The 26,070-nt window shown below is 34.7% G+C and carries 26 protein-coding genes; 2 read left to right on the forward strand and 24 right to left on the reverse strand.

The features are described from left to right. Positions 1-76: 76 nt before the first annotated feature. The 5 genes from pepF to CWS01_RS21325 form a co-directional block, all read right to left on the reverse strand. Positions 77-1,867, reverse strand: coding sequence for an oligoendopeptidase F (gene pepF, locus CWS01_RS21300; protein ID WP_101179442.1), 1,791 nt, complete (start codon positions 1,865-1,867; stop codon positions 77-79). A gap of 99 nt (positions 1,868-1,966) precedes the next feature. After that, entirely contained in the window at positions 1,967-2,584 is a 618-nt protein-coding gene (locus tag CWS01_RS21305; protein WP_101179447.1) for a protein kinase family protein, read from the reverse strand. Positions 2,585-2,814: 230 nt separating this feature from the next. Then, the gene (locus tag CWS01_RS21310; protein WP_101179452.1) at positions 2,815-3,930 is read right to left on the reverse strand and encodes an NADH-dependent flavin oxidoreductase; all 1,116 of its coding nucleotides are present in this window, start codon (positions 3,928-3,930) and stop codon (positions 2,815-2,817) included. Positions 3,931-4,176: 246 nt separating this feature from the next. Continuing rightward, positions 4,177-4,425 (reverse strand): helix-turn-helix domain-containing protein, encoded by a 249-nt coding sequence (locus CWS01_RS21320; protein ID WP_235852142.1) that lies wholly within the window; start codon positions 4,423-4,425, stop codon positions 4,177-4,179. Between the two features lie 616 nt (positions 4,426-5,041). Further along, positions 5,042-5,251, reverse strand: coding sequence for an IDEAL domain-containing protein (locus tag CWS01_RS21325; RefSeq protein ID WP_101179462.1), 210 nt, complete (start codon positions 5,249-5,251; stop codon positions 5,042-5,044). A gap of 198 nt (positions 5,252-5,449) precedes the next feature. On the opposite strand from CWS01_RS21325, the gene CWS01_RS21330 reads away from it, so the two are divergent. Then, positions 5,450-6,271, forward strand: a complete 822-nt coding sequence (locus tag CWS01_RS21330; RefSeq protein ID WP_101179520.1) for a Cof-type HAD-IIB family hydrolase — start codon at positions 5,450-5,452, stop codon at positions 6,269-6,271. Between the two features lie 246 nt (positions 6,272-6,517). Here CWS01_RS21330 and CWS01_RS21335 read toward each other — a convergent pair whose 3' ends face one another. From CWS01_RS21335 to CWS01_RS23260, 11 genes are all read right to left on the reverse strand, one after another. Further along, positions 6,518-7,297, reverse strand: a complete 780-nt coding sequence (locus tag CWS01_RS21335) for an RNA-guided endonuclease InsQ/TnpB family protein (protein ID WP_101179467.1) — start codon at positions 7,295-7,297, stop codon at positions 6,518-6,520. A 38-nt stretch (positions 7,298-7,335) separates the two neighbouring features. Then, complete coding sequence (gene nadE, locus CWS01_RS21340; protein ID WP_101179471.1) at positions 7,336-8,163, reverse strand: ammonia-dependent NAD(+) synthetase; 828 nt, start codon at positions 8,161-8,163, stop codon at positions 7,336-7,338. A gap of 34 nt (positions 8,164-8,197) precedes the next feature. Next, complete coding sequence (gene nadD, locus CWS01_RS21345) at positions 8,198-8,902, reverse strand: nicotinate (nicotinamide) nucleotide adenylyltransferase (protein WP_101179475.1); 705 nt, start codon at positions 8,900-8,902, stop codon at positions 8,198-8,200. A 34-nt stretch (positions 8,903-8,936) separates the two neighbouring features. Then, complete coding sequence (locus CWS01_RS21350) at positions 8,937-10,397, reverse strand: nicotinate phosphoribosyltransferase (RefSeq protein ID WP_101179480.1); 1,461 nt, start codon at positions 10,395-10,397, stop codon at positions 8,937-8,939. Between the two features lie 99 nt (positions 10,398-10,496). Beyond that, a complete protein-coding gene (locus CWS01_RS21355; RefSeq protein ID WP_101179482.1) occupies positions 10,497-11,039 on the reverse strand; it encodes a cysteine hydrolase family protein in 543 nt (180 codons plus the stop codon). A 95-nt stretch (positions 11,040-11,134) separates the two neighbouring features. After that, positions 11,135-11,932, reverse strand: coding sequence for an NUDIX domain-containing protein (locus CWS01_RS21360; RefSeq protein ID WP_101179484.1), 798 nt, complete (start codon positions 11,930-11,932; stop codon positions 11,135-11,137). A 256-nt stretch (positions 11,933-12,188) separates the two neighbouring features. After that, on the reverse strand, positions 12,189-12,779 hold the full coding sequence (locus CWS01_RS21365; protein WP_157827719.1) for a MurR/RpiR family transcriptional regulator: 591 nt from the start codon (positions 12,777-12,779) through the stop codon (positions 12,189-12,191). 876 nt (positions 12,780-13,655) lie between these two features. Continuing rightward, positions 13,656-13,991, reverse strand: coding sequence for a hypothetical protein (locus CWS01_RS21370; protein WP_101179488.1), 336 nt, complete (start codon positions 13,989-13,991; stop codon positions 13,656-13,658). After that, positions 13,988-14,233 (reverse strand): hypothetical protein, encoded by a 246-nt coding sequence (locus CWS01_RS21375; protein ID WP_101179489.1) that lies wholly within the window; start codon positions 14,231-14,233, stop codon positions 13,988-13,990. Before CWS01_RS21375 ends, CWS01_RS21370 begins: the two co-directional genes overlap by 4 nt. Before the next feature lie 27 nt (positions 14,234-14,260). Beyond that, positions 14,261-15,331 (reverse strand): branched-chain amino acid aminotransferase, encoded by a 1,071-nt coding sequence (locus CWS01_RS21380; protein WP_101179491.1) that lies wholly within the window; start codon positions 15,329-15,331, stop codon positions 14,261-14,263. A 252-nt stretch (positions 15,332-15,583) separates the two neighbouring features. Next, entirely contained in the window at positions 15,584-15,718 is a 135-nt protein-coding gene (locus CWS01_RS23260; protein WP_268877094.1) for a hypothetical protein, read from the reverse strand. Between the two features lie 381 nt (positions 15,719-16,099). Between CWS01_RS23260 and CWS01_RS21385 the strand changes: the two genes are divergently transcribed. Further along, positions 16,100-17,230, forward strand: coding sequence for a CAP domain-containing protein (locus CWS01_RS21385; protein ID WP_168714440.1), 1,131 nt, complete (start codon positions 16,100-16,102; stop codon positions 17,228-17,230). Positions 17,231-17,307: 77 nt separating this feature from the next. Here CWS01_RS21385 and CWS01_RS21390 read toward each other — a convergent pair whose 3' ends face one another. From CWS01_RS21390 to pucD, 8 genes are all read right to left on the reverse strand, one after another. Beyond that, positions 17,308-18,219 carry an AEC family transporter gene (locus CWS01_RS21390; RefSeq protein WP_101179493.1) on the reverse strand — a complete coding sequence of 304 codons (912 nt, stop codon included), beginning with the start codon at positions 18,217-18,219 and terminating at the stop codon, positions 17,308-17,310. A gap of 78 nt (positions 18,220-18,297) precedes the next feature. Next, positions 18,298-19,560: an L-lactate MFS transporter gene (locus tag CWS01_RS21395; RefSeq protein WP_101179495.1), complete on the reverse strand. Its 1,263-nt coding sequence runs from the start codon at positions 19,558-19,560 to the stop codon at positions 18,298-18,300. Between the two features lie 49 nt (positions 19,561-19,609). Next, positions 19,610-20,785, reverse strand: a complete 1,176-nt coding sequence (gene purT, locus CWS01_RS21400; protein WP_101179497.1) for a formate-dependent phosphoribosylglycinamide formyltransferase — start codon at positions 20,783-20,785, stop codon at positions 19,610-19,612. A 204-nt stretch (positions 20,786-20,989) separates the two neighbouring features. Beyond that, entirely contained in the window at positions 20,990-22,318 is a 1,329-nt protein-coding gene (locus CWS01_RS21405) for an allantoinase (protein ID WP_328588939.1), read from the reverse strand. A gap of 27 nt (positions 22,319-22,345) precedes the next feature. Then, positions 22,346-22,699 carry a hydroxyisourate hydrolase gene (gene uraH / locus CWS01_RS21410; protein ID WP_101179499.1) on the reverse strand — a complete coding sequence of 118 codons (354 nt, stop codon included), beginning with the start codon at positions 22,697-22,699 and terminating at the stop codon, positions 22,346-22,348. 47 nt (positions 22,700-22,746) lie between these two features. Continuing rightward, positions 22,747-23,277, reverse strand: coding sequence for a 2-oxo-4-hydroxy-4-carboxy-5-ureidoimidazoline decarboxylase (uraD, locus tag CWS01_RS21415; protein WP_235852143.1), 531 nt, complete (start codon positions 23,275-23,277; stop codon positions 22,747-22,749). After that, complete coding sequence (locus tag CWS01_RS21420; RefSeq protein ID WP_101179501.1) at positions 23,278-23,760, reverse strand: (2Fe-2S)-binding protein; 483 nt, start codon at positions 23,758-23,760, stop codon at positions 23,278-23,280. A gap of 33 nt (positions 23,761-23,793) precedes the next feature. Beyond that, positions 23,794-26,061, reverse strand: coding sequence for a xanthine dehydrogenase subunit D (pucD, locus tag CWS01_RS21425; protein ID WP_101179503.1), 2,268 nt, complete (start codon positions 26,059-26,061; stop codon positions 23,794-23,796). Positions 26,062-26,070: the final 9 nt, after the last annotated feature.

Raw genomic sequence — 26,070 nt, forward strand, 5'->3', positions numbered from 1 at the left:
AACAATTTAGGGGCAGTTCATTAAGGAGCGTTTGTCTACAGTCTGACAGGGGAAGCATCCCCCCCTGTTTTTTCCTTTAATTCCCCATAGCTTCCTTTATTAAAGAATGAAAAATCGACATTGCATGATTAATCGGCTCTGGAGTCGTTAAATCGACGCCCGCTTTTTTGAGCAGTTCTAACGGAAAATCAGAGCTGCCGCTTTTTAGAAACTGCAAATAATTTTCTTTTACAGAGGGATCTCCTGAAAGCAATTTGTCGGCAATCGTGATGGCTGAAGCAAATCCTGTTGCATATTTATATACATAAAACGGACGGTAAAAATGAGGAATCCTAGACCAACCATACTTTACTTCCTCATCAACAACTAGTTGTTTCCCATTGTAGGTAATAAATAGTTCTTCATAGATTTCATTAAATAAATCAAGAGTCAGCGGTTCTCCTGCTTCTGCTTTTTCATGGACAGCCTTTTCAAATTCGCTGAACATCACTTGTGTGAAAAAAGTTCCTTTAAAACTATCAATAAAATGATTGACTAAATGCTCTTTTTTGGAGCTATCTGTTTCTTTCGATAATAAATAGCGAATCAGCAGCACTTCATTGACTGTAGAGGCAACTTCTGCAACAAATATGCTGTATCCTGCTGTAATTTGCGGCTGATAAGTACTGCTGTAATAAGAATGCATTCCATGGCCACATTCATGAGCCAATGTAAATAAACTATCTAAATCATCCCTATGGTTTAATAAGATAAATGGATGAACTCCATATAAGCCTAAATTATAAGCGCCAGATCTTTTTCCAGGTGTTTCCCTAACATCCAGATAACGTTTTTCCTTAAAGGTTTTTAATATTTCTATATATTCTTTTCCTAATGGCTCTAATGCCTCTAGCATTGTTTCATATGCTTGTTCATAGCTTATATTTTCTTTGGACGCCTCCCCGACTAACGGCACACTTAAATCATATGCATGCAGGTTCTCTAGGCCAAGCTTATTTTTGCGATATTCCATATAATCGGACATATAAGTCAAATTTTTGCGAGTTGTTTTAATTAAGTTTTCATATACTGCTTTTGGGACACGATCACTAAATAAGCTTTTTTCTAAAGCAGATGGGTAATGGCGAATTTTCGATAATTTGACATTGTTTTTTACAGCAGAAGCAAAAGTGGTTGCAATCGTATTTTTTAGCGTCACATATGGTTCATAGTATGCTTTATATGCTTCTTTTCTTTTTTCTCGATTTTCATCCTCGATTAATTTTGCATACATCCCCCTTGTCAATTCGATTTTTTCTCCATCATCATTTGTGACTGCGCCAAATTTAATATCCGCATTATTAATCATGCCAAATATTCTGCTTGGTGCAGATATCGCTTCTCCCATTTGGGCCATTATTTCTTCTTGTTCTTTTGACAGCACATGTTGTTTATAAGAAAAAGACTCCAATAAATCCTTTTCAAAATATTTTAGACCTTCTTCTTCTGCTATGTATTGTTTTAACTCTTCACTTTCTAGACTTAATAAGTAGGGCATAAAAAAGGAAGTGGCGCTGCTCCACTTTTGGCCAAGCTGCCTTGTTTTATCAACAAATTTCTGTGACCCGCCTTCCCTTGTATCAATATCTAGCGAAAGCATGCTGTATCCTGATAGTTTTGTATACACCCTTTCTATCTCTTCTGATAAAGTTAAATACCCAAGTAAACTTTTCGCATTTGTAATTTGATCATTATATGCACTGATTTCCTTTATTTGCACTTCTACTTTTTCATAATCTTTTTGCCATGCTGTTTTATCTGGGTAAATATCCTGTAAATTCCATTGTTCTTGTTCCGGCACTTCTTTCCGGCTTTTATATGTATTCATTAGCCTAAGTTCCTCCTTTAATTGATAAAATAATAATCAGCATCTATATATACCCTGATTTCCCCATACAGATGCTGGTATAAATCCATTTTTCTACTATTATTGAAATAAAGATTTCAGCAAGTCCCTTTTATACAATATGCGGATTGTATGCAAAATATATTTGCTCACTTTTTTTGGAAAATAACGTTTTTGGTATATTTTATAAAAGGCCGTTTTTAAATCGTGCCATTGTTTGCATTTTTTCTGCTGTCTGAATCGAGCCAAATCAATAATTTTAATTCCATTATCTTTTGTGAGAATAATATTTTTCAAATGAATATCAGACGGATTTAAACCTTTTTCCTTTGATAAAGAAATAGCATAATCCGTTTCCTTTATATGATTTTCTGAAATAACGATTCCTTCTATTAAACAATCAAACAATGTTGTCCCTTCTATATAATCCATCACCAAATAATTTTTGCCAATTTCATACACTTTAGGAAAATAAGGAATCCCTTTTACCGTCTCGTAAATTTCGCCTTCTTCTTTTGCCAAATGTTCATATTTTTCAAAAAATACTTTTAAGCAAACATCTGTATGTTTTATTTTAAAACAATACGCACTTCTGCCTTTTCCAATCAACTGCAAGTCCGAATGTTTTTTTGATTCTGAATAGCTTTTATTTAAAAAATTATAGTGAATGCTTTTTGCTAAACTTTCATAATATTTCAAGAGGCTTACCTCCTTTTGTATTCCATTGATAAATGAACGTTAACTGCCTAATTCTTGTACATGGAGAATAAACATTGAAGGAATATGATGATTTTTGTAAAACACAGCGAGAAGGTAGACAAAAAGATGTAACAGCAGGGAATTTCCACCTTATATATCCCCACTGTCTGCTTAAATACTTTTTCACTAACATAAACTCTCTAAAATAAAAATTGGTACTTTCATCTATATTATACGCCTGGGAACCAGCCTGGTGAAGAATTTATCGCGTTCCAAAGCGGAGTTGGTATCACTAATTCTTTTTGCTTTTCTTTATTTATTTCAGTGACGATTTGATCCTCTTGCCCTGTTTGCACCTTTTGCACCCACTCTGGATCGATAATTAATTCTCGACCAAGCGCTAACAGAGAAATATTTGTTTCAAACGCTTTTACAGCATCTTCTGGTGTATAAATGCTTCCTACACCGATTACAGGAACACGCCCAGCAACTCTTTCTACAATCCACTCTATGCGTGATTTGGATGGCTCTGCTCCACGTCTGGGTTCAGACCAGAAATCTTGTACAGATACATGCAAATAATCTAGATTTTCATTTAATAATGCATCAATCAGCCCAAATGTTTCTGTCATCGTGATGCCAGGAGTTTCTGGTTCTTCCGGAGAAAAACGATAACCAACGATAAATGGGGACTGAGCATATTTTTTCACAACACTTTTCACTTCTCTAACAACTGCAAGAGGAAACGCTAATCGATTTTCTAAACTTCCCCCCCACTTATCTTCACGGCGATTAGTATGAGGGGAGAAGAATTGCTGCAGCAAATATCCATTTGCTCCGTGAATTTCCACACCATCAAAACCTGCTTCAATCGCCCGTTTTGTTGTTAATCCAAACGCTTTGATCATTTCTTGAATTTCCTTTTCAGTTAACGGACGTGGTGCTGGTAAAGGATTTTGTGCCACATCGCTTGCACTGACAAGTTCTCCATTCGGAACTAGTTCTGTCGGACAAGAACGTCCTCCATGGAAAATTTGCAGCACAGCTTTTGCCCCTTCTTCTTTTATCGCAGCTGCTAATGAAGCAAGACTGTCTATCATCTCATCTGTATGTCCAGCAAATTCCCCAAGAAACCCTTTGCCGTTTTCTTCTATATATGTGCATGCCGTAATGACCATGCTTACCCCTTTAGATCGAGCGCGATAATAATCAAGTTCTTCCTGTGAAACGGTTCCATCCTCATTTGATGAAAAATTAGTCATTGGAGCCATTACAATCCGATTTTTCAAGTCTAATTTATCCGAAAACGAAAACTCTTGAAAAAATGCTTGATACTTTGTATTCATTTATTGTTACCCCTTTATTTTATAATAATAGTTTTTCCAATATAATCCCTTCATCTGCCAACAGGCAAAAAAGATGCATCACTACAAAGAAAAAAACTCTTGCATTTTCTTATGAATTAATGTCATCTTATTATGCCAGGAAAAGAAAAGTCAATTTAAACAGCTTGAAACAAAAAAAGAATGCTTTTTTAAGCATTCCCCCGCTGCCAGATTTTCCATGCAGCTCCCTATTAGACAAATTATCTATTAAATAATATTTTCTATTGTCCCTGGGATCGTTTCTTGTCCCCCTCTCCCTTCCATATAACAGACTAATTCTTGCAGCTCCACATCTAAGGCTTTGGATAGTTTTAGCAAGATAACCAAACTTGGACTTTTCTGTTTATTACGTTCAATATAACTTATGTATGATTTGGATACACCAGTAATAGCAGAAAGCCTTGTAATCGATAGCCCTTTTCTCTTTCGCAAAAATTGAATTTTGTCTCCTAGCATATTCATTCTCCTTTGTTTTTACGTGAGCTTAATGGATTTTAAAAAAATAAAAAACCATTTTTTCTATGTAGAATATGAATTTCTATTAAACAAAGGAAGGTAACAATCCCGTTTGTTTTTAACATAAGATTGCACTAGTGGTGCCCACTTATTTCTTCTTTAAACAGAATTATTTGTTCTTTTTAAAGAATATTTTACCGAACAACTATTACCTTGTAAATAGCTTTCCTTTTAAATGTACGAGAATTTTTTTTCTAATAAAGCTTGTTTTCCCCATATTATTATGGTATATTAATTTATGCGATGAGCTATATTGAATAAGTCAATAAACATTTAATGTGCTATGTGGAGCGCAGTTTATTGCCTCAATACGTAAAGAGGACGTCCAATAGGACGTCCTCTTTTTATTTATATCTGGAACAAAAACTGCATATTTGTTGAAAACCGCTGAAAACAGTTATTTTTATCATCTGAATATAGATAACAATTCCTTTATTACCAGCAAAGCCTTCCCATAGACTCTGTCCATACACCATCACAAAGAAAAAAGGCTTTGCTTTTAAAAGCCCCTTTTCTTTATGATCGTACAATAGTTATCGATTATTTAGTTAAGTATTTATGAAACTGCTACTATTAGATCATTTAATTCACTACTAAGGCGTATAAATTCTTTTTTATTGCCATTCATTAGTGTTTCATCAATTTCTTTTTGAAGTGTTGCTTTCCGGAATTCATAAAGGGCTTTTTCTAAGACCATTTCAGCAAATAAAGAATCAACTACATTTCCTACAGACTGTTTTGGCGCATTTAACAAATACTTTTCCATTCGAATCAACCCCTTTTCTTTTTTATAGTATAACAACAATTTTCTGATAATTCAAATACTTTTTAAAAGAAATTTTACCCTTTCTTGATAAATAGCAATCTAGCTGAAATTCCAATTATTATATTTACGTATATTCCTATATTCATTTATAATGAGGAGGGTTTCCAATTGACTGAAGAAAGTAGAGGAGATAACAAAATGTCATATAAAATGATTGTACTAGACATGGATGATACATTGCTTCGCGATGACCATACTATTTCAGATGCAACAAAACAGGCACTTTTAGAAGCACAAGAATTAGGCGTAAAAGTAGTTCTTGCATCAGGAAGGCCCACTTATGCAATGGTTGAAATTGCAAAAGAACTAAAATTAAACCATTATGGCAGCTTTATCTTATCCTTTAATGGTGCAAAAATAACAAATTGCCAAACAAATGAAGAATTATTCTCTAGCACCCTGCCAATAGAAACCGTGCATAAACTATATGATATAAGCAAACGAGAAAATGTTTGGATTCACACATATGTCGGCGATACGATTGTAACAGAAGAAAACAACCCATTCACCGAAATCGAAGCCCAAATTACAGGACTTCCGATTAATACGGTTGCTGGTTTTAAAGCAGCAATTAACGAACCTGTTGTAAAAGTATTAATGGTGCAGGAAGAAAGCCATTTAAAAAAGACTGAAGCACTGCTTCAAGTAGAACTGCAAAATCAATTAAGTGTAATGCGCTCAAAACCATATTTCCTTGAATTCACTGAAAGCGGTGTAACAAAAGGGACGAGCCTTGCTTTTCTGATTGAAAAATTGGGAATAAAAAGAGAAGAAGTGATTGCTATGGGAGACAGCTACAATGATTTAGCAATGATTGAATTTGCTGGACTTGGTGTTGCAATGGGAAATGCACCAGACGATATAAAAAAAATTGCGGACTATACAACAGATACAAATAATAACGATGGTGTCGCAAAAGTTGTGGAGCAATTCATCTTTAACAAACAATTAACAAAATAAATTGTTTACTTGTATGCTTTATTAGGAAATTGACATCCTCCCCCGCCTAAAATCCTAATGGACTTTTGAGGAAGGGGATTCCAAAGGGATTTCACTGCGTACAAAACGGTCAGTGCCTTTGGTGTTACCGTTACCTCCTCCCAGTCCGTTTGTTGTTTAACAAACAGCAAACGGTAGGGAATCATCGGATAGGTGTGTAGCTCTGTCAGGAGCCTTACGAAAGATATTATCTCTTTCGCAGCGGTTTTATGCCGCAGTTGTCTGGATAGATGGTCGTGTAGAAATAACAAAACTAGCATTGACATCTGCATTTTGTTTATGTCCACAGGAACAAGTATACAAAGAACCTCGACGGTTCTTTTTTTGCGTATTTCCACAGGAGGAACATTCTTGGCTTGTTTTATAAGGATTTACTTTTTGCACTTCTAGCTTGGCTAGCTGTGCTTTGTAGGTTAGTTTGGTTTCCAAGTCAAAGAAAGCCCAAGAATGAATGTTTCTATCACTTCTTTTCCAATGTTTTTTCATGGAACGAATAAAAGAAAGGTCCTCTAATTTAATAATAGAAGCACCACATTCTTTCGCAAATTGAATGATTTTTTTGGAAATAACGTGATTCCAGTATTGGAGGATTCGTTGTTCTTTGTTTTCTAATCGTTTTAATGCTTTTATATTTTTTGTTTGTTGTAATGCTCTTCTTAGATTAGAAAAACGAAGACGAATATGTCCCAATTGTTTCCCGTTAAATGCCAAATACTTTCCTGTTTCTTTCTCTCCTGCAACGGTAATATATTTTAATCCTCTGTCTACTCCAATGGATTTAGAACCCGTTTTTTGAGATTCTATTTCAAAAGAAAGGGAAAAAGAAAAATACCATTGTCCTTTCTTATAGAAGAATTGAGCATTTCCCTTTTTGGGTTGGGAGATGGTTTCATAGGAAGATTGATAAAAACGAGAAGTTTTATCCATTTTCCCTGTTAAGAGAAACCCAACCCAAAAAATCGTATAATCATTCGTTTTTAATGGCACCTATTTATCGATGGTTAGGTTTCCTTCTTCTAAAGTTTTCATTTCCAGAAATCATCAAAAACTGTGATAGGAGGATTTCTTTTATGTTGTGTTTTTAAATACCAACTTTCAATTTTATCAGAAGACTCCTTATTAATTATTTTTCCTTCTAGATAATCATCAATCTCTTCATATGATACTCCTAAAGCATTTTCATCAGCCAATTGAGGACGATTTTCTTCTAAATCTGCAGTAGGTATTTTTTTATATAGCTGCTCAGGGCAATTCAATTCTTTGAGCAACATTTTCCCCTGACGTTTATTCAATCTAAAAATAGGTGTTAAATCAGCACCACCATCTCCATATTTAGTAAAGAACCCTGTTACTGCTTCTGCAGAATGGTCCGTTCCCAAAACAGCTAAATTATACGTACCAGCAATACTATATTGCACTTTCATGCGTTCCCTTGCTTTTTCATTCCCTTTTATAAAATCAGTAACAAGAACTCCAGCTTGCACCAAAGAATCCACACTCGCATTTACTGCAGGTTTAATATTTACCGTAAAGACCTTAGTAGGATTGATAAATTCAATTGCATCTTGACAATCTTTTTCATCCGCTTGAGTTCCATACGGTAAACGAACTGCATAAAACATATATTTATTTGTATCTTCCTCTTTATTTAATTCTGCAACAGCTCGTTGTGCTAATTTACCCACTAAGGTAGAATCCTGTCCCCCAGAAATCCCTAAGACAAAACCGTTTAAAAACGGATGTTTTATTAGGTAATTTTTCAAGAAATCTACACTAACTCTAATTTCTTCTTTCGGATTAATAGTCGCTGCCACTTTCATTTCTTCAATAATTTGTTTTTGTAATTGTTGCATTTCAATTCCCTCCCGAATTTTAATTATTTTTGGTTTATTGTACAATTTTTTTGTAAAGTTCATGTTTTTTTATATATTCATAACAGACATCTGGAAGTAAATACTCAGGGTCCCCATTTTTGGCAAATTCTTCCCGAATATACGTAGATGATATTTCCATAGCTAAACCTTTATCTAAAAGTTGAAAACGCCCATCATCATAATTCCTTAGTAACGCAGAACGGCTAATTGTCTTTACCATATCAATTCCGTCTCTAGCCATAACAATGAATTGATTGTTCGAAATTAATTCTTCATCCATTCTCCACTTACCATCCGCAATATCCACCAATAAATCAGCACCCATGATAAAAAATAATTCAGCATGAGGGAAAATTTTTTTAAAATGTTGCATAGTGTAATAGGTGTATTGCTTACCAGGCAAGACATTAAATTCATAAGTATCCAATATAAATGTTTCCTTTTTTTCAATAGCTAATCGAGCCATTTCTTCCCTGTGCTTATCACTAGTTTGCAACTTTTTATCAATCCTTCCACTGGAAGACGGTAATACAATAATAAAGTCTAGTTTTTTTCTATGCCTAACAGTATTAGCAGTCCATAAATGAACATGAGTTACAGGGTCAAAAGAAGAGCCATAGAAGCCAATTCTAGCCCCCTCTTTAAAAAGCCCTTCTATATCTTTTCCTGGATTTAATTTAGATAAATATTGTTTATATTTTTCGATTTTATTTAGCATTTTCTTCTACCTCCTAATTTCCAAAGGTGTTTCTTTATTTTTTTAATACCTTTTTTCTTACTTTTTCTATATGATTCATTTTGTTATCCCAACATTTTTGAGATAAATCAACTGGATATTCTTCTGGATTTAATGACCGCTTATATTCATCCCATATCAAAGATAAGTTATCTTTTACATATTGTTTAATTTCGAATATATTAGGCAATTTATAAACTTGGTTTCCATCCACAAAAATATCATGATGCAATTCCCTAGCCTCGAAATTAGTAATAAATTTACTTACAAATGTATGAACAGGATGGAACATTTTTAAACGTTCTTCTTTCTGTGGCTCCTCCTCTGCCATAGCAATATAATCACCCTCAGAACAATTGTTCACCAGATTAATTATTCTATAGATTTTCTTAAGACCAGGAGTTGTTACTTTCTCAGGATTAGCAGAGATCTTAATAGTATCAACCATTTCACCGTTATCATCTTCGATTGAAACGAGTTTGTACACCGCCCCCAAAGCTGCTTGGTCGTAAGCTGTAATGAGTTTTGTTCCAATTCCCCAAGAATCTATTTTTGCTCCTTGAGATTTTAAATTCATAATGGTGTATTCGTCTAAATCGTTAGAAGCAACAATTTTGGTGTTTTTAAAGCCTGCCTTATCTAACATTTTTCTCGCTTCTTTTGACAGATAAGCCATATCTCCACTATCTAAGCGAATTGCTTTAAAATTGATTTTATCTCCTAGTTCTTTCGCAACTTTAATAGCAGTAGGGACACCAGACTTGAGAGTATCAAAAGTATCTACTAGGAATGTGCATTCTTTATGGCGAGTCGCATACTTACGGAATGCAGTATACTCATCTCTGTAAGCTTGAACCATCGCATGAGCGTGAGTTCCAGATACAGGTATTCCAAAAAGCTTACCAGCTCTTACATTACTAGTTCCCTCAAATCCACCGATAAAAGCTGCTCTAGTGCCCCAAATAGCAGCATCCATTTCGTGGGCTCTTCTTGTGCCAAATTCCATAGCTGGTTCATTACCTAAAACTTGTTTAATTCTAGACGCTTTAGTAGCTATCAACGTTTGATAATTTACTATATTAAGTAGAGCGGTTTCAATAATCTGTGCTTCCCCTAGAGGAGCTTCTACCTGCAAAATTGCTTCATTTCCAAAAACTAATTCTCCTTCTTTCATTCCCCTAATCTTCCCAGTAAATCTCATTTCTTTTAGGTATTCTAAAAAGTCTTCTTTGTAACCAAGTTCATCCCTTAAATAAGCAATATCACTTTCACTAAATTTAAAGTTATTAATAAAATCCACAATTTTTTCTAAACCAGCAAAAACCGCATACCCATTGCCAAAAGGAATTTTTCTAAAGTAAAGTTCGAAAACCGCTTTCCTGTTATGGAAATTATCATCCCAATAAGATTCTGCCATATTAATTTGGTACAAATCTGTGTGCAACGCTAAACTATCGTCCATATATTTTCTTGCCATTATTATTACCTCCAAATTTATCCAAATATATTTTCACCAATTTATAATTACATAATGACGTTTTTCCATTCTAATATCGCCGTTTTTTAAATTATTTTTTTAATCAATAATTTCAGTATGAAAACAAAGTTTCATATGATTAATCATCGTTTCTCCAAGGTCAGTAAATGTAGCAGCACCACGTTTATGAATTGCTGTTTTAAAACCATTCGCATCTGCTCCTGCTACCGTTAAAAAATCACATATATCAGTACATACCCCAACAACATGAACTTTTTCTACTTCAAGACTTCTTAATACGGAATTTAAATTCGTATCAAAGAAAGCATTGTAATTAGTTTTAGGTGTATAAATCACATTCGGGTTCTTTGAATTTTCTTGATACCATTCAAGTAACTCTCCGTATAATTCTTGCCCTTTTGTACCTATGATATTATGTGGTGTCCATAATTCAAAGTGTGAATCATCGGATTGGTGTGCATCCATTGCAACCACAACAATATTCCCATCATCCAAAAACTTATTTGCTAAATCTTTAATATAAGGGACAATTTCTTGTGCTGGTTTTCCAGCAGTTAAAGTCCCATTATCTGCTACAAAATCATTACTCATATCAACAATTAATAAAGCTTCTTTTGTCATATTCGCTCATCTCCATTCAATCAATTAACAATTAACGATTAACTAATCGTTAATTGTTAATTTCAAAAAAAGATTTAAAAACCTTTTTTCTAATTTTATTTATAAATACTCTTATCTATTGGTCTAGACTCTATATATTTATATAGCCTTGTTTTTGCCCTTTCTACAATAATGGTTTTAGGGCTGCCTTCTTCATCTTTCGCAAGTTCAAGAAAGGGAAACTTAGGTGCTTTTCTCCAAAAGAAAGGTTCAGATTTAACCACTTCATTTGCAATTTCCTCAGAAACTGATAAGATAACACTTCTTAATTCTGATAACGTAAATTCTTTCGGAAGAAATTCTTTCGCCAATGTTGTTTCGACCATATCTAGTTTTATTAATTCAAGAGCATCCTTGATGATTAACTCATGGTCAAATGCTAATGGCAATTTAAACACTTCATCGACATCAAATAATTCAACCTCTTGAGCATCATCACCCGCTTGCCGTTTAGATAGTTGATATTCTGGCACTACTGCATAATGTGCTTTTGTAATCATCCAGCCTCTTTTGTCACGACCTAATTTTTCATACGTATCTAACTTCTTTATATGAATATTTTTAACTTTCGTCTCTTCTTCCAGTTCCCTTTTTGCCGCTTCATAAGCTGATTCTTCAGGGTCAATAAATCCACCAGGCAATGCCCATTTACCACCCTCGATATTTGGTTTACCTTCCTTATTCTTCATAGCACGTTTAATCAACATAACTTTCAAAATTCTTCCATACTTTGCTTCTTTATCTTTAACAATGGTAAAAATAACATTGTCGCTAGTGTATCCATCTGGAGTTCTAAATGCTTTCACATCATACTCTTTAAGAGCATCTTCATGTTTTACAAAGTCTTCTGCCACGTCTTTCACCTCAATTGCTTTATTAAAACTTCTTTCGATTAACGATTAACTAATTGTTAATCGTAATATACAATAAAAAAAATACTTTTGCAAGTAAAATGTTGTTTTTTCTTTTATTTTATTTTTTCTTTTTATAAATAATTTATACATTTAAAATCATTCTCTTTTAGTAGCCAAGACATTTGTAAATAAGAGTACAAAGAAAACCGTTACGTATACCAAGCGATTAAAATTCAATGACTGGATTGGAACCATTTCAAAGCCTACAATTAATTTTTTCAAAAAAGAATTCCTCTGATAGTATGTATCCCTGTATAGAAATAGTGATAATCATATCTTCCTCTGTCAATATATCCAGAGCATCCATTTGTTTAAAAAGATTTGTATCACATTCACAAAATTTCCCTGTAAGAAGTAATTTTTTTTGTAACTCCAAAGCTTGGATTTGATGCTTTTCAAAGCCTAATATTACAATTCTACTTGAATCGTTAATTTGTTTAACAATCCGTTCAATCTGTTCCCCTGGAATATTCTCAATCATTTCCACGTTTTCCTTTAATTGCTCTATAAACCTGTCTGCACTTAGGTCAATATCCGTTTTTTCAAAACATGCCCCATACTTAATTACAACAGTATTCCTTAAGTTTGAAAAATTTCTAAAACCCATTTTTTTGCAGAAACGATTGAATGTAGAAGGAGATACATTACATGCCTCTGCTGCTGTTTCTAATGAAAATCCCTCAATCTTATGGAGATTTTCCAATAAGATTTTTGCTATATGGTCGTTAACATCCTTATCAAGAGAATTATTTATGTATGTTAAAAGATTATAAATCAATGTTTCCACATTTCCCACCTCAAGTGAATAATTCATATTATTTTATCAAAAGTGTCGATTCTCCAATTTTTAAAGTTTCTTTTTCAAGAGTATTTTTAATCTATGTCTTCAACGTAGGTTACCGATTGATGTAATTCAGACCTTTGATTCATTAGAGAAAGTGAATCCGCACGTAATATGCCCAACTTAGTGGATTCAGGAAGGATATATAAAATATTACCACATAGTCATATTCAACTATCCTGCCATTTAGTTTAAGTGAAATTCTTCATATGCTGGGTTTACTTTCTATACCTTACCCTAATTTCCTGAATGAAATTTTTAAATAAAAAATACGACTTTAAATTAAAAAGGAATGTCGATTTTACAATAAATAAGAGCCATGAGAACATATAAATTCATTTAAGAAAATAAGTAAATCACGAAAAATAAAATAATGATGAATTAAAAAAAGTCACCCAATAAAATGCGATATAGAAGTGAATTTCCTTTGAATAGATTATACAAAATGTTGAATAAGATTGGATTGAAATTTAAGAAGGAGAACCGAAAAATGGTTTTGCAAAGGTAAGAAAAACTGGAAAATAAATTGGTGGTGAAGGTGGAAGTGGTGGTCAATGATAAGAGATGAATTTAACAGATGCTAGAAAAAAAGGGGTGGGTGCATGAAAATGAAATTTACCGACCCCAAACATATATATCCCCGTCAGACTCTAAAGAGGTAATATTAACACCTTTAAGACCATTTTCCATTTTAAAATTCTTTTCAGTTATTGGATATGTTTTATAGATGTTCAACTTTTGATATAGCTCTGTAAATTCTGGTTCACTAACAGTTACAATTGTTTTCTTAAAATGATTTTCTACTTTTGTAATCTTAACAGCTTATCCTTCTGGATGCTCATTAGTAGGAAAAATTATAATTTCTCCTTTTTTTAGTTTACTTTTAATTCCTTTATTCTTGATTTCTAAAATATTTTTATCGATTATTTTTACATATTCTTTTTTTATTTCAGGGTTTACTACACCTTCTTCTACTTCATCTCGAACCATAACAAATTGCATAGCATATGCTTTGCTTAATTTTTCTCCATCTGTATATTTGATATTATTCCTTATATGAATCTCATATTTTTCCCCTTTTTGATATCCACCATCTGGAGGGTTAATAAAAATTGTTTTCCCTTCATTTTCAAGTTCAATTTCTATCTTGTTTTTCATCCAAAACAAAAATATTTTGTGGATTCATCTATAGATTTATCAAAATAATATTCCCACACTTTATTTAGAGATACTTCTGTTCTAACTTCTATTTTGTCTTCCTTGTTAATTGTAGATTCTTCTACATCCGCTTTTTTTGCAAATTCTAGTTCGTTATTTGTTTTTTTATTATGTAAATTGTTATAAACAAAATAACCAAATCCTCCGAACACAATAATAGTAATAAAAAAAGATGTCCTCATCAGTTTGAGGTCATCTTTTTTATGCTTTTATACTTCTACTGTCCAGCCAAATGGATCTTCAATTTTACCATTTTGGATATTGGTAATCGTATCATATAATTTTTTCGCAAGTTCTCCTGTTTCATTATTATTTAGCACGATTACTTGTTCATTCCAGAAAAATTCGCCGATTGGGGAAATAACCGCAGCGGTTCCTGTACCAAATGCTTCTTCTAATTCCCCATTTTTATGTGCTTCAAAAATTTCTTCCACTGTAATTTTTCTTTCAGTAACCGGAATATCCCAATGTTTTAATAATTCAATAATGCTGCCTCGTGTAACCCCTTCTAAAATACTGCCATTTAGTACTGGAGTTACAACTTCCCCATTAATTTTAAAGAATACATTCATTGCGCCAACTTCTTCAATGTATTTTTTCTCTACACCGTCTAACCATAATACTTGAGAATATCCCTTTTCTGCTGCAATTTGCTGTGCTTTTAAGCTTGCCGCATAGTTTCCTGCTGTTTTCGCAGAGCCAGTGCCACCACTAACTGCACGAACATATTCATTTTCCACAAAAATTTTAACTGGTTTAACTCCCTCTTTATAATAAGATCCTACAGGAGATAAAATGATCATAAATTTATAGCTGATAGATGCCGCAACCCCTAAATATGGCTGTGTAGAAATAATAAACGGTCTTATGTATAGAGATGTTCCTTCTTCTGTTGGAATCCAGTCTTTATCAACAGTAATTAATTGCTTAAGAGCAGACAATGCAAATTCTTCATCAATTGCAGGAATGCAAAGACGTTCATTTGATTTGTTTAAACGTTCCATATTTTTTTCTGGTCTAAATAAAAGCACTTTTTCTTCTTTTGTTAAATATGCTTTCATTCCTTCAAAAACTGTTTGTCCATAGTGAAAGATAACAGAAGCTGGATCTAACGTAATCGGTTGATATGGAAGAATTTGTGCATCATGCCATCCCTTTCCTTCCGTATAATCCATCATAAACATATGATCTGTAAAGGTTTTGCCAAATACTAATGTGCTAGCGTCTGGTTTTGCTTTTTTTTCTGTTGCTAATGTTACCGTAATTGTTTGTTCACTCACGTTGATTGCTCCTTATCCAAATAATTTATTTCTACTTATTATAACGCAACTTTTTATTTGCGGAAGTACAAATTGTATATCTTTTTTAAAAATTTAATAAGGTTTTAGAATAGGCTTTTTTTCTTCCCATCACCCTTTTATTATATTGATATATTTTATTTTTATTAAAAAATAAAAAACTTGATGGTTCTTATATGTATCTACTTTCATACATATAAGAACCATCAAGTCACCTTATTTATTGTTTCCATATTACAAACTCCAATTTTTTGTTTTTTCCAATAACTCATCAATCTCTATTTCTTTCAATTTCCAATCCAAAATATTCTCTTCCATATCGGCAGTTGTCTGCAATAATTCATCAATATCGGCTCTTACTATATGCATTTAATCAAGCCTCCTTTAGTGCTTTTTCATGCTTAGCAGTCGCCCCCCCTTGTTCCAATAAACAATGCGCTTTTTGGCAATATTAGATGAAAGAATTTGTTTATTTTTTATTGCTTTAAGCGTTTTATTTTTTATTAGTATATCAGCTTTTAGCCAATAAAAACAAGAATTAGCCAGTTACAAGTTCATAACAAAATGATTACGGTCCCATCAACTTATTTTTTTATTCCCCCCAAAAGTTTTTTCAAACCAGTGCTTCCTATGGAATTTTTTGCATAATCTTTCGAAAAGCATGTAATCTTTTTATCTGTTATAGTTATTATAATTATCTTTTATGGTTTTTTTGGTTAAAATGAATAAAAGAATGGAGGAGGTAACAGGTTGAAAACGATAATAAAATTGATTTTCATTTGTCTTATTAGTTTTGTAGGATACCATTTCATTCAAGATAAATTAAAGACAGACTCTTTGCCGTCCACATTAGAGACGGCCGCATCTGAAGTAAATACAGACTCTTTCGCTGCCTTTTTCACAAAAATAAACATAGAATTCGAAAAAATAAAAGATCTTTTTCAAAAATCTCAAGATTTATTGCCAGATTGGCAAGTAAACGAATCTTCGGAAAAACTCGAAAAACCAGCCCTCGATGAGCCTACTAGAGAACCATTTTCTATCTATAATGTGCAAATTGGCGACCAAAAACAAGATGTAGAAAAACAGTTAGGAAAAGCAAAAAGAGCCAGCTTTAATGAATATGGAACAAAATGGTATACTTATCATCAAAATTATCAGAATTTTGTTATGATTTCCTATGATGATAGCAATAAAGTCTCTGGTTTATATACAAATCAAGATTTAATTGCCGCCAAAAACGGCATCCAAAAAGGCACAACCAAAGAAACCGTATTAAACACTTTAGGAAAACCATTAACTCAATTAGAGAAAGGATTTGTTTTTTATAAACTTCCATCTGATCGCGACTATGAAATGTTTCAACTTGATGATCAATATATCACCGTCTTTTTTGATAAACATGAAGACAATACAGTAACAGCTATGCAAATTATTGATGAATCATTAGAAAAGAACAGAAGTGATTTTTATACAAAAAGCACAAATAATCTCAAACAAGGTTTTGAATATCAGCTATTCGATTTAACGAATGCAAGCAGGGTAAACAATGGTCTGACTATTTTAAAATGGGATGATCGTGTAAAAGATACAGCAAGAAAACATAGTTTAGATATGGCAGAACATAATTATTTCAGCCACACGAATTTAGAAGGCCAGTCTCCATTTGACCGTATGCTTGAAATGGGCATCCGTTACACAATGGCAGGAGAAAACCTTGCATATGGACAGTACAGTAGCATTTTCGCCCATGAAGGATTAATGAATTCACTTGGCCATAGGGAAAACATTCTTCAAAAAGATTTTCGCTATTTAGGAGTAGGAGTAGCCTTTAATACACAATCACAGCCATACTATACAGAAAATTTCATTACAAAATAACAGAGAAAATCCCTCAAAGCTGGGCAGTTCAACAGCATCTGCCCAGCTTTGAGGGATTTTATTTTTTCGCATTTCTCTTACACTAGCATATTGCCAATAACCCATACTAGCAAAAAACTTAATAAAATGGATAAATTTGCTGCGGTTCCCACAAAACGCTGATTATATTTAAATTCAATGCTATATATCAAAACAGAGGAAGCCATTGGCAAAATAAGGGCAATTAAAACAGTATAACGAAACATATCTTCAACTGGCAACAGATAAAAGCTTAATATACCAAGCGCCAATCCTGTTCCATATCGCAAACCCAAAACTTTTCCAATTCCTTTCCAATAACTTTTTTCAAAAGTAAAGTTTAGATAAATTCCCAATAAAAGCAAAGACAGCGGCATATTCGCTTTTGAAACAATCGACGTAACCTGTATTACACCGCTTGGAAGGTGCAATCCGCTGATATTAATAATAAATACTACCATATAGGTCATTAGCGGAATGGACTTGCTCATTTTGCCGAGCACATGCTTATAATCGAGCACTACCCCCTCTTTTGAATAATAGCTGCCAATCAAATAGCTGATTCCAAATGTAACGACAGCATTTCCTACATCAAACATGCCAAAGTATTTTAATCCGGTGTCGCCCCATATCCCTTCCACCAACGGAAAGGCAAAAAGGCCAATATTAAAGCCGGGAATCAGCATGCCAAGCATCCCTTTATCTCGTCTTGTTTCATTTCTAAATAAAAACAAACCTAACACAGCAACGATAATTCCGTATAAAAATCCCAATACAACAAGCATCAGCAAAGAATGTTCGATTTTAATGTTATGAAAGGTAAAAATAATAACCGAGGGAAGTGTAATATTAAAGATAATACGGGAAATAGCTTCACCGTCTTGTTCTTTTATAATATTCCATCGTTTAAAACCATAACCAATTGCAATAATGATAATAGAATACAAAAACTGGGTATTAAATGTTTCCATACGCCTATCTCCTAACAAAGTGAAATATGTATCAATGAAACGAAAAAAAGTGCAGGAGGGTTCCTCCCTCCAAGCACATTATATACTATTATTCTCGTTAAAATTTCGATTTGCTAATTTTATTTTATAAATATCATAGCGAATGGCTACAGAGGTCACTAGAGAAACAATAAATAACAGAGAAAATACAGTTAATGTTCCTTGATAACTTCCCGTTGTTTCTCTAACCCATGATACAAAGATGGGACCTGCAACACCTGCTGCTGACCATGCCGTAAGCATATAACCATGGATCGCACCAAGCTGCTTTGTTCCAAACAAATCGCCAATATACGCTGGGATAGAAGCAAATCCGCCACCATAACAGGACATAATGATACATACTATTATAGAGAATGCGATAGGTTTGTGTAAATGGGGTAAAGCAAAAAAAGCTACCATTTGAATCGCAAAAAACAATGTGTATACATTCGGTCTGCCAATCATATCAGAAACTGATGCCCAAGCAATTCGCCCAAGCCCGTTAAAAATGCCCATAATGCCGACCAATGTAGCAGCTGATGCAATACTCATGCCAGCTAATTCTTGCCCCATTGGCGAAGCAACTGCAAGTATGGCAATTCCGCATGTAATATTAATAAAAAACATTACCCATAGCGCCCAAAATCTTTTCGTTTTGATTGCTTCATTTGCAGTTAATTGAGCTAAATCTTTTTTCAGCACTTTTTTGCCTTGCTGCAAAGATTGTTGAAATCCTTTTGGCATATAATCTTTTGGCGGCGCTTCTAAATATTGGGAAGATAGAAAAATAATCACAAAATACACGGCAGCCAATATATAAAAAGTAGAAGAAATACCAACAGTTCCAATTAATTTATTAATAACTGGACTGCTTACCATCGAAGCAAAACCGAATCCCATAATCGCAAGACCTGTTGCAAGTCCTCTTCTATCTGGAAACCACTTAATTAATGTAGAAACAGGCGTAATATAACCTACTCCTAAACCAATTCCCCCTAACATGCCATAGGAAATATACAGTAATGGCAACGATTCTATGCTTGTTGCAAAACCAGCTCCAGACATGCCAATACCAAACAAACATGCACATAATGTGCCCGAAGCTTTTGGCCCATACTTTTCCACAAAATGACCTAAAAATGCCGCAGATAACCCTAAAAATAAAATAGCGATGCTAAATGTCCATGAAATGCTGCTTAAACTCCAGTGATACGCGGCTTCCAAAGGCTTAGTGAAAACACTCCAAGCATAAACAGAACCGATTGAAATATGAATCCCTACTGCTGATAAGGCAATTAGCCACCTGTTTTTTATATTCATCGTACACTCCTTGTTAGATAGATTATACATTTAATAGTAAATAACTAGTTTAGTAGGTTAACGATAGTTTTGCTGCTGCTAATCTTGCATTTTCTAGTGCCTCATCTGCCGTTTCACCTGTTTGCAAAACAACTGCGATTCTTCTTCCTGGAATTGTTTTTGGCTTCCCAAAAATTCTTACCTGTGTGCCTGGAATCGCCGATACCTGTTCCATTCCAGTTAACTGATAGCTTTCACTTGTTTTGATCGCCTTTATTGTTTTTGTTGCACCAGGAGAGTACAAACGAACCGGATGGACAGACAAGCCCAAAATTGCACGTACATGCAAAGCAAATTCCGATAAATCTTGTGTCACAAGTGTTACCATACCTGTATCATGGGGTCTTGGTGATACTTCACTAAAGAGGACGCCATTATTTGTCAAAAACAGCTCTACCCCGAATAATCCATATCCTCCAAGTGAATCTGTAATTTTTTTAGCAATCATTTCTGCCTCTTCTATTTGGCTTTCAGACATATTATGCGGCTGCCATGACTCGATATAATCTCCATCTTTTTGGGTATGCCCAATTGGTGCACAAAAGATTGTTCCATTTACAGCACGAACGGTAAGCAGTGTAATCTCTGATTCAAAATGAATAAACTCTTCAATGATTACTCGTGTTTTCTGCCCCCTGCCTCCTTCTACTGCTTCTTTCCATGACGCCTCTACATCTTCTATGCTGCGGCACATAGACTGGCCTTTTCCTGAAGAACTCATAATTGGTTTAATGACACATGGTGTGCCAATCTTTTTTACCGCTTGTTTTAATTCTTCTAGAGTATTGGCAAATTCATATTTTGCAGTAGAAAGCCCAAGTGTTTCACTAGCAAGTCTGCGTATGCCTTCCCGGTCCATTGTTAAATTGGTCGCCATCGCTGTTGGAATGACATTATACCCCTCTTTTTCTAACTCCAATAAAACTTCTGTTGCAATTGCTTCAATTTCCGGCACGATAAAATCCGGATTTTCTGCCATGATAATTTTTTTTAATTCTTCTGAGTTCAGCATATTAACAACATAAAAACGATGTGCCACTTGCATAGCAGGGGCATCTTCATACCGATCTACAGCAATAGTTTCCATTCCTAGTCTTTGCGCTTCTATCACAACCTCCTTGCCAAGCTCTCCAGAACCAAGAAGCAAAATTTTTTTAGCATTTTTTGTTAATGGCGCACCAATCATGCTAGAACCTCCCAAATAAGTTTTATTCCCTTATTGAGCATAATAACTTACCTAAACACTTATTTACAAGAACTTTTTTAATTATTTACGAACATTTAGTAAATACACTCTTAATATAATTCGTATTTATTCAGTTTTCAAACGGTTGCAATAAAAAAGCAGCCTGCCAATAAAAGACAGACTGCCGATTGTTTTATCATTTATTTAAGAAGGCACTACTTTTTGATCATCAAACACTAATTGTCCCTTTAAAAAAGTTTGTTTTACTTTACCTCGGTACGTTTTGCCAACATACGGACTTTGTTTGTTGCGATAGTATAAATCTTCTAATTCTAAAGTGAATGCCTCGTTTAAATCAACAAGCACTAAATCAGCATCTTTATATTCTGCGATGCTTCCTTTTTGCGCCTCTAAACCAAATCTTTTGGCTGGATTTGTTCCCATTGTTTTCGCAATAACAGTCAAAGGCATATCTCTTTTCCAATAGCCTTCTTCCAATAAAATATTTAAAGTCGTTTGACAGCCAGATATGCCGCCCCAAGCCTCTAATAAGCTTCCTTTTTTCATCGATGTTAAAGACGGAGAATGATCAGAGCCAATTGTATCAATATTCCCACTTATTACCGCATCCCATAAATGATCAACTTCTGCTTGTTCCCGAAGCGGCGGGGCACATTTTGCAATCGGACCTAAAACTTCCAAATCATCTACCGTTAATGATAAATAATGGGGGCAAGTTTCCACCGTCACATTAATTCCTTTCTTTTTCGCATTAATAATTGGTTCCAACACTTTTACACTGCTTATATGAACAATATGTACACTGCATTTTGTTGCCTCTGCATAAGCCAAAATTCTTTGAACTGCTTCTACTTCTGAATAAATGGGTCTTGACTCAGAAAATGCTTTTGCACTTTGATTATTTTTATCGCTTGTGATTTTTCCTAATTGAGCTGTAATAACATCACTTTCCGCATGAACTGCCAATACCCCGCCTAATGAAGCTATTTTTTCCATTGCTGCAAATAAAGTATGATCATCAGCAGCTTCAAAATCTTCAATGCCGCTCCCAGACATAAATGCTTTAAAACCAATAACACCACAGTTCATTAAATCCTCTAAATCATCCATATTTCCAGGTACGACACCGCCCCACAAACGATAATCAACCAATGATTTCTCTTTGGCAATATTATTTTTTAAATCAAAAGCATCTTTATTGATGGTTGGAGGATGACTGTTTAAAGGCATATCAAAAAAAGTTGTCACTCCCCCAGCAGCTAGCGCTTTGCTGCCGGTTTCTATTCCTTCCCAGTCCCCTCTTCCCGGTTCATTAAAATGAACGTGTGAATCGATTAATCCAGGAAATATATGTAATCCTTTTGCGTCCACCATTTCTTTTCCCGCTGCATCAGAAAGATCAGCTGCAATTTTAGCAATTTTCCCCTCGATAATTGCTATATCTGCTTTGACTACTTCCTCTTCTTTTACAAGCATTCCATTTCGGATAATAACATCATATAATGCCACCATTATTCACCATCCTTGTTTTCTTAAAATTCAGCTGCCTCGATATGTTTGATAGCCCCATGGAGAAAGAAGCAGGGGAACATGGTAATGTTCTTCCCTTTGATCAGCAAAAAAACGAATCGGTATTTTTTTGAGGAACTTTCTGTCTGCCTCTTTTGGATATAAATAATCTTCAATAAAATAAACAAGCTCATATTCCCCTGTTTCTATTGTCTCTAAAAGAGGTGTTTCCACTCTGCCATCATCATTAGTCATTCCAGCAGAAAGAAAAATTCTGTTCTCCCCATCTGCTGTTTGTTCCCATTTATATAATTCTACTTTTATATGCTGTGCCGGTTTCCCGTTTGCTAAATCTAACACATGTGTTGTAATTCCTTTTTTCATCTTATACTCCTAATCTTGTTTTTTTATTCACTTATAATCTTATAAACTTACTTTTCCTTCACAAGCTCTTCCAAACGAAACCCAACAATTTTATAAATTTCCAAAAGGGCTGTTTGAAATTCTTGTTCTTTCTGATGATCCACTCTTTGTTCCATCGCTTGATAAATGGTCTCTTTTGTATGACCTTTCACTGCTAAAATAAAAGGAAATCCAAATTTTTCTAAGTATTGTTTATTTAATAGGGAAAAACTAGCAAACTCTTCTTCTGTTAAACTATCTAATCCAGCCCCTTTTTGCTCTTTTACAGAGGATTCTGTCATTTTAATACGACTACCTAAATCTGGATGGGCATTAATTAATGCTAATTGCGCTTTTTCATCTGCCTCTTCTACTTTGTTCACCATTGTTTGATAAAGATTTTTCAGACTTGCAAAAGGCTTAGACGAAAAAGCTTTTTCTGCCACCCAAGGAGTATCCTCAAATACCCAGCCAATTTTCTCGATAAATTCTAGTTGTTCCATCTTATTTACTTCTGCTAATGAATACAATTGAACACTTCCATTTCTTCTAATAATCAATTAAATTCCCTTTTCTTCTAATAAATCAATGGCACGAAGTATCCCTTCGTAGCCAGTACATCGGCATAAATTTCCAGATAACGCTTGAAGTACTTCCTCCCTGGAGGGCTTATGTTTTTCTGCTACTAATGTTTTTAACGCCATAATCATTCCTGGTGTGCAATAGCCGCATTGCAAGGCACCCCCTTCTAAAAAAGCCTCTTGAATCGGATGCAGCGTATCCCTGGAAACACTTTCTATCGTTTGGATTTCTGCTCCCTCTATCTGATAAGCCATAACCAAACAGCTATTGACCAACTTTCCGTTCATAATAACAGAACAAGCCCCACATCTACCGACTTCACAGGAAACTTTTGTCCCTGTCAAGTCCAATTCGTTTCTTAAGATATCAACAAGCCTATAGGTTTGCGGCACATCCAATTCTTTATTGGCACCATTTATTTTTACATGTATCATATGTGAGGTTATTTTATTTTCCATCATTTCCCTCCATTCTGTTTTTGCTGAAAAAACTATTTAAGCTTGAAATAAACGATTGGAAACAATATCCAAAATTTCCTCTGTCGATATTGGCAGTTTATTGACCCAATGTCCTGTTGCCTGATGAATGGCTGCTGCTATCGCTGGAGCAACAGCTACCGTGCCGATTTCCCCGACCCCTCTTGGACCATAGTCATCTCCTTCTATCAATGCTTCAATTGCTGTTACATTTGTTTCTTTCGGGATGTCTGCAATCGTTGGAATTAAATACGTATCCAAATTTTCTGTCATATAGCGGCCATTTTCCATTGTCGCATCTTCAAAAAGCGCAAAACCAAGTCCCATGCTGGCTCCCCCTTCAATTTGGCCAAGATATCCCATTGGATTCACTACTGATCCCGCAGAAATAACATGATCTAATCTCATTACAGACACTCTTCCAGTTAATAAGTCAATTTCCACTTCTGCTGCAACACCAGCAAATGTGTAAAGAAAATGTCCACCATCAATTGCATTTGGGGTTGTTGGAAAATGATATTCTACAGAAACAGAAGGAAGTTCATCAAGGAAATCTGCCAGTTCTTTAAAGGAACAAATAAACTCTGCTCCATCTTTCTGTTTCGCCCAAATGCCCCCACTTCCAATTTTCAATCGTTCTTTCGGCAATTTCGTTAAAGCAGCTGCATGTTTCAGCACTTTTTCTGTCCAAGGTCCCTTTAGCCTTCTAATTCCCTGCCATACCATATTCGTTGCCCTTGATGCCGTAGAAGAACCAGAATGAGGAACTTTTGCCGTATCGCCAATGACAATGTCAATATCTTCTGAACAGCAATCAAATGTTTCTGTCATAATCATCTCAATGCTTGGAATTAATCCTTGGCCACACTCTTCAAATCCAAAGGATATTTCTATTTTCCCTTGATTATTTAAAGACATCCTTGCCCCAGATGGATCAGACCTTCCAAAACCAAGACCACCGCCATGCATCGTAATGCTATAGCCTGTTCCAGTTATTTTCCACGCTTGAGTTTGGTGATTTTTTTGCTGCAAAAGAGGAGACTTTAATATATTCGAAAGGACATCGCTCGCCCCTGTTGTCGGAACGATCAATTGATTCACCGGTCCAGGGTCTCTAGTAGAACGCAAATTCTTCCAACGAAGATCTGTTGATGATAACTTCATTTTTTCTGCTAATTTTTCGATTTGCAATTCAAGAGCAAAAGTTATTTGATTGCCTCCAAATCCGCGGAATTCTCCAGAAACACCATTATTGGTAAAAACAGAATAGCCGTCTACCTCAACATGCTCCATTATATAGGGACCTGCACTGTGTTCTACTGCAAAATCTAAAACAGCAGGGCCAAGTGTTGCATAACTGCCTGTATCTGCGATAATTTTGACTTGATGGGCAAGTATTTTCCCCTTTTTATCAGCACCTGTTTTCATTGTAATCTTCATGGGATGCCTTTTAATGCCTGCTTTAATCGATGTTCTTCTTGATTGATGAACTTTTACAGGTTTTCCCGTTTTTATTGTCAGCAAACTAACATATGGCTGGATATTTAATTCATCTTTTCCTCCAAAGGATCCGCCAATGGGACTCGAGACAACCCGAATTTTTTCTGCTTCCATATTTAAAATTCTGGCAAGCTGCATTTGATCTTTAAAACCATGCTGTGTTGGAGCATAGAGGGTTATTCCTCCATTTTCATCTGGCAGTGCAACTCCCCCTTCTGTTTCCATATATGCATGCATTTGCCTTGGCGTATAATAGGTATCTTCTACAATATAGGCACATTCTGCAAATGCTTTCTCTATTTCTTCTCCTTTTTTATAACGGGCTTTATGAAGAATGTTTCCATTTTCATGTAGTTTCACCGCATTTTCTAATAAAGCTTCTTCCGGATCGGTAATTGGCGCCATTGGAGCATATTCTACTTTGATTAAAGATGCTGCATGTTCTGCAATTTCCTTTGTAGAAGCCGCCACAGCTGCCACAGCATCGCCGACATATCGGACAACACTTTCACAAAATACAGGCTGATCTGGCATCACAATTCCAAATCCATTTAGTCCTGGCACATCTTTATAGGTAAGAACTGCTTCCACACCAGGAAGCTTCTCTGCTTCTTCCGTATTTATTGCTACAATTTTTGCGAATGGATGTTCACTCCTGAGGACCGTTCCATAAAGCATATTAGGAAATGCCATATCGGTTAAATACTTTAACTCACCTGTCACTTTGCCGATTCCATCTCGTCTTTTTTTCCATCTATCGCCAGCACTTTTTTGATTTAAAACCACCTTTTCCCA

The sequence above is a fragment of the Niallia nealsonii genome, assembly GCF_002835805.1.
In the GTDB taxonomy this organism is placed as follows: domain Bacteria; phylum Bacillota; class Bacilli; order Bacillales; family Cytobacillaceae; genus Niallia; species Niallia nealsonii.

Excerpts from the sequence above, each read along its gene's own strand:
- pepF (WP_101179442.1), bottom strand. The coding sequence starts at position 1,867 with ATGAATACATATAAAAGCCGGAAAGAAGTGCCGGAACAAGAACAATGG.
- CWS01_RS21310 (WP_101179452.1), bottom strand. The coding sequence starts at position 3,930 with ATGAATACAAAGTATCAAGCATTTTTTCAAGAGTTTTCGTTTTCGGAT.
- CWS01_RS21320 (WP_235852142.1), bottom strand. The coding sequence starts at position 4,425 with ATGCTAGGAGACAAAATTCAATTTTTGCGAAAGAGAAAAGGGCTATCG.
- CWS01_RS21325 (WP_101179462.1), bottom strand. The coding sequence starts at position 5,251 with ATGGAAAAGTATTTGTTAAATGCGCCAAAACAGTCTGTAGGAAATGTA.
- CWS01_RS21330 (WP_101179520.1), top strand. The coding sequence starts at position 5,450 with ATGTCATATAAAATGATTGTACTAGACATGGATGATACATTGCTTCGC.
- nadE (WP_101179471.1), bottom strand. The coding sequence starts at position 8,163 with ATGCAACAATTACAAAAACAAATTATTGAAGAAATGAAAGTGGCAGCG.
- nadD (WP_101179475.1), bottom strand. The coding sequence starts at position 8,902 with ATGCTAAATAAAATCGAAAAATATAAACAATATTTATCTAAATTAAAT.
- CWS01_RS21350 (WP_101179480.1), bottom strand. The coding sequence starts at position 10,397 with ATGGCAAGAAAATATATGGACGATAGTTTAGCGTTGCACACAGATTTG.
- CWS01_RS21355 (WP_101179482.1), bottom strand. The coding sequence starts at position 11,039 with ATGACAAAAGAAGCTTTATTAATTGTTGATATGAGTAATGATTTTGTA.
- CWS01_RS21370 (WP_101179488.1), bottom strand. The coding sequence starts at position 13,991 with ATGAAAAACAAGATAGAAATTGAACTTGAAAATGAAGGGAAAACAATT.
- CWS01_RS21375 (WP_101179489.1), bottom strand. The coding sequence starts at position 14,233 with ATGAGGACATCTTTTTTTATTACTATTATTGTGTTCGGAGGATTTGGT.
- CWS01_RS23260 (WP_268877094.1), bottom strand. The coding sequence starts at position 15,718 with ATGCATATAGTAAGAGCCGATATTGATGAATTATTGCAGACAACTGCC.
- CWS01_RS21390 (WP_101179493.1), bottom strand. The coding sequence starts at position 18,219 with ATGGAAACATTTAATACCCAGTTTTTGTATTCTATTATCATTATTGCA.
- CWS01_RS21395 (WP_101179495.1), bottom strand. The coding sequence starts at position 19,560 with ATGAATATAAAAAACAGGTGGCTAATTGCCTTATCAGCAGTAGGGATT.
- purT (WP_101179497.1), bottom strand. The coding sequence starts at position 20,785 with ATGATTGGTGCGCCATTAACAAAAAATGCTAAAAAAATTTTGCTTCTT.
- CWS01_RS21405 (WP_328588939.1), bottom strand. The coding sequence starts at position 22,318 with ATGGTGGCATTATATGATGTTATTATCCGAAATGGAATGCTTGTAAAA.
- uraH (WP_101179499.1), bottom strand. The coding sequence starts at position 22,699 with ATGAAAAAAGGAATTACAACACATGTGTTAGATTTAGCAAACGGGAAA.
- CWS01_RS21420 (WP_101179501.1), bottom strand. The coding sequence starts at position 23,760 with ATGATGGAAAATAAAATAACCTCACATATGATACATGTAAAAATAAAT.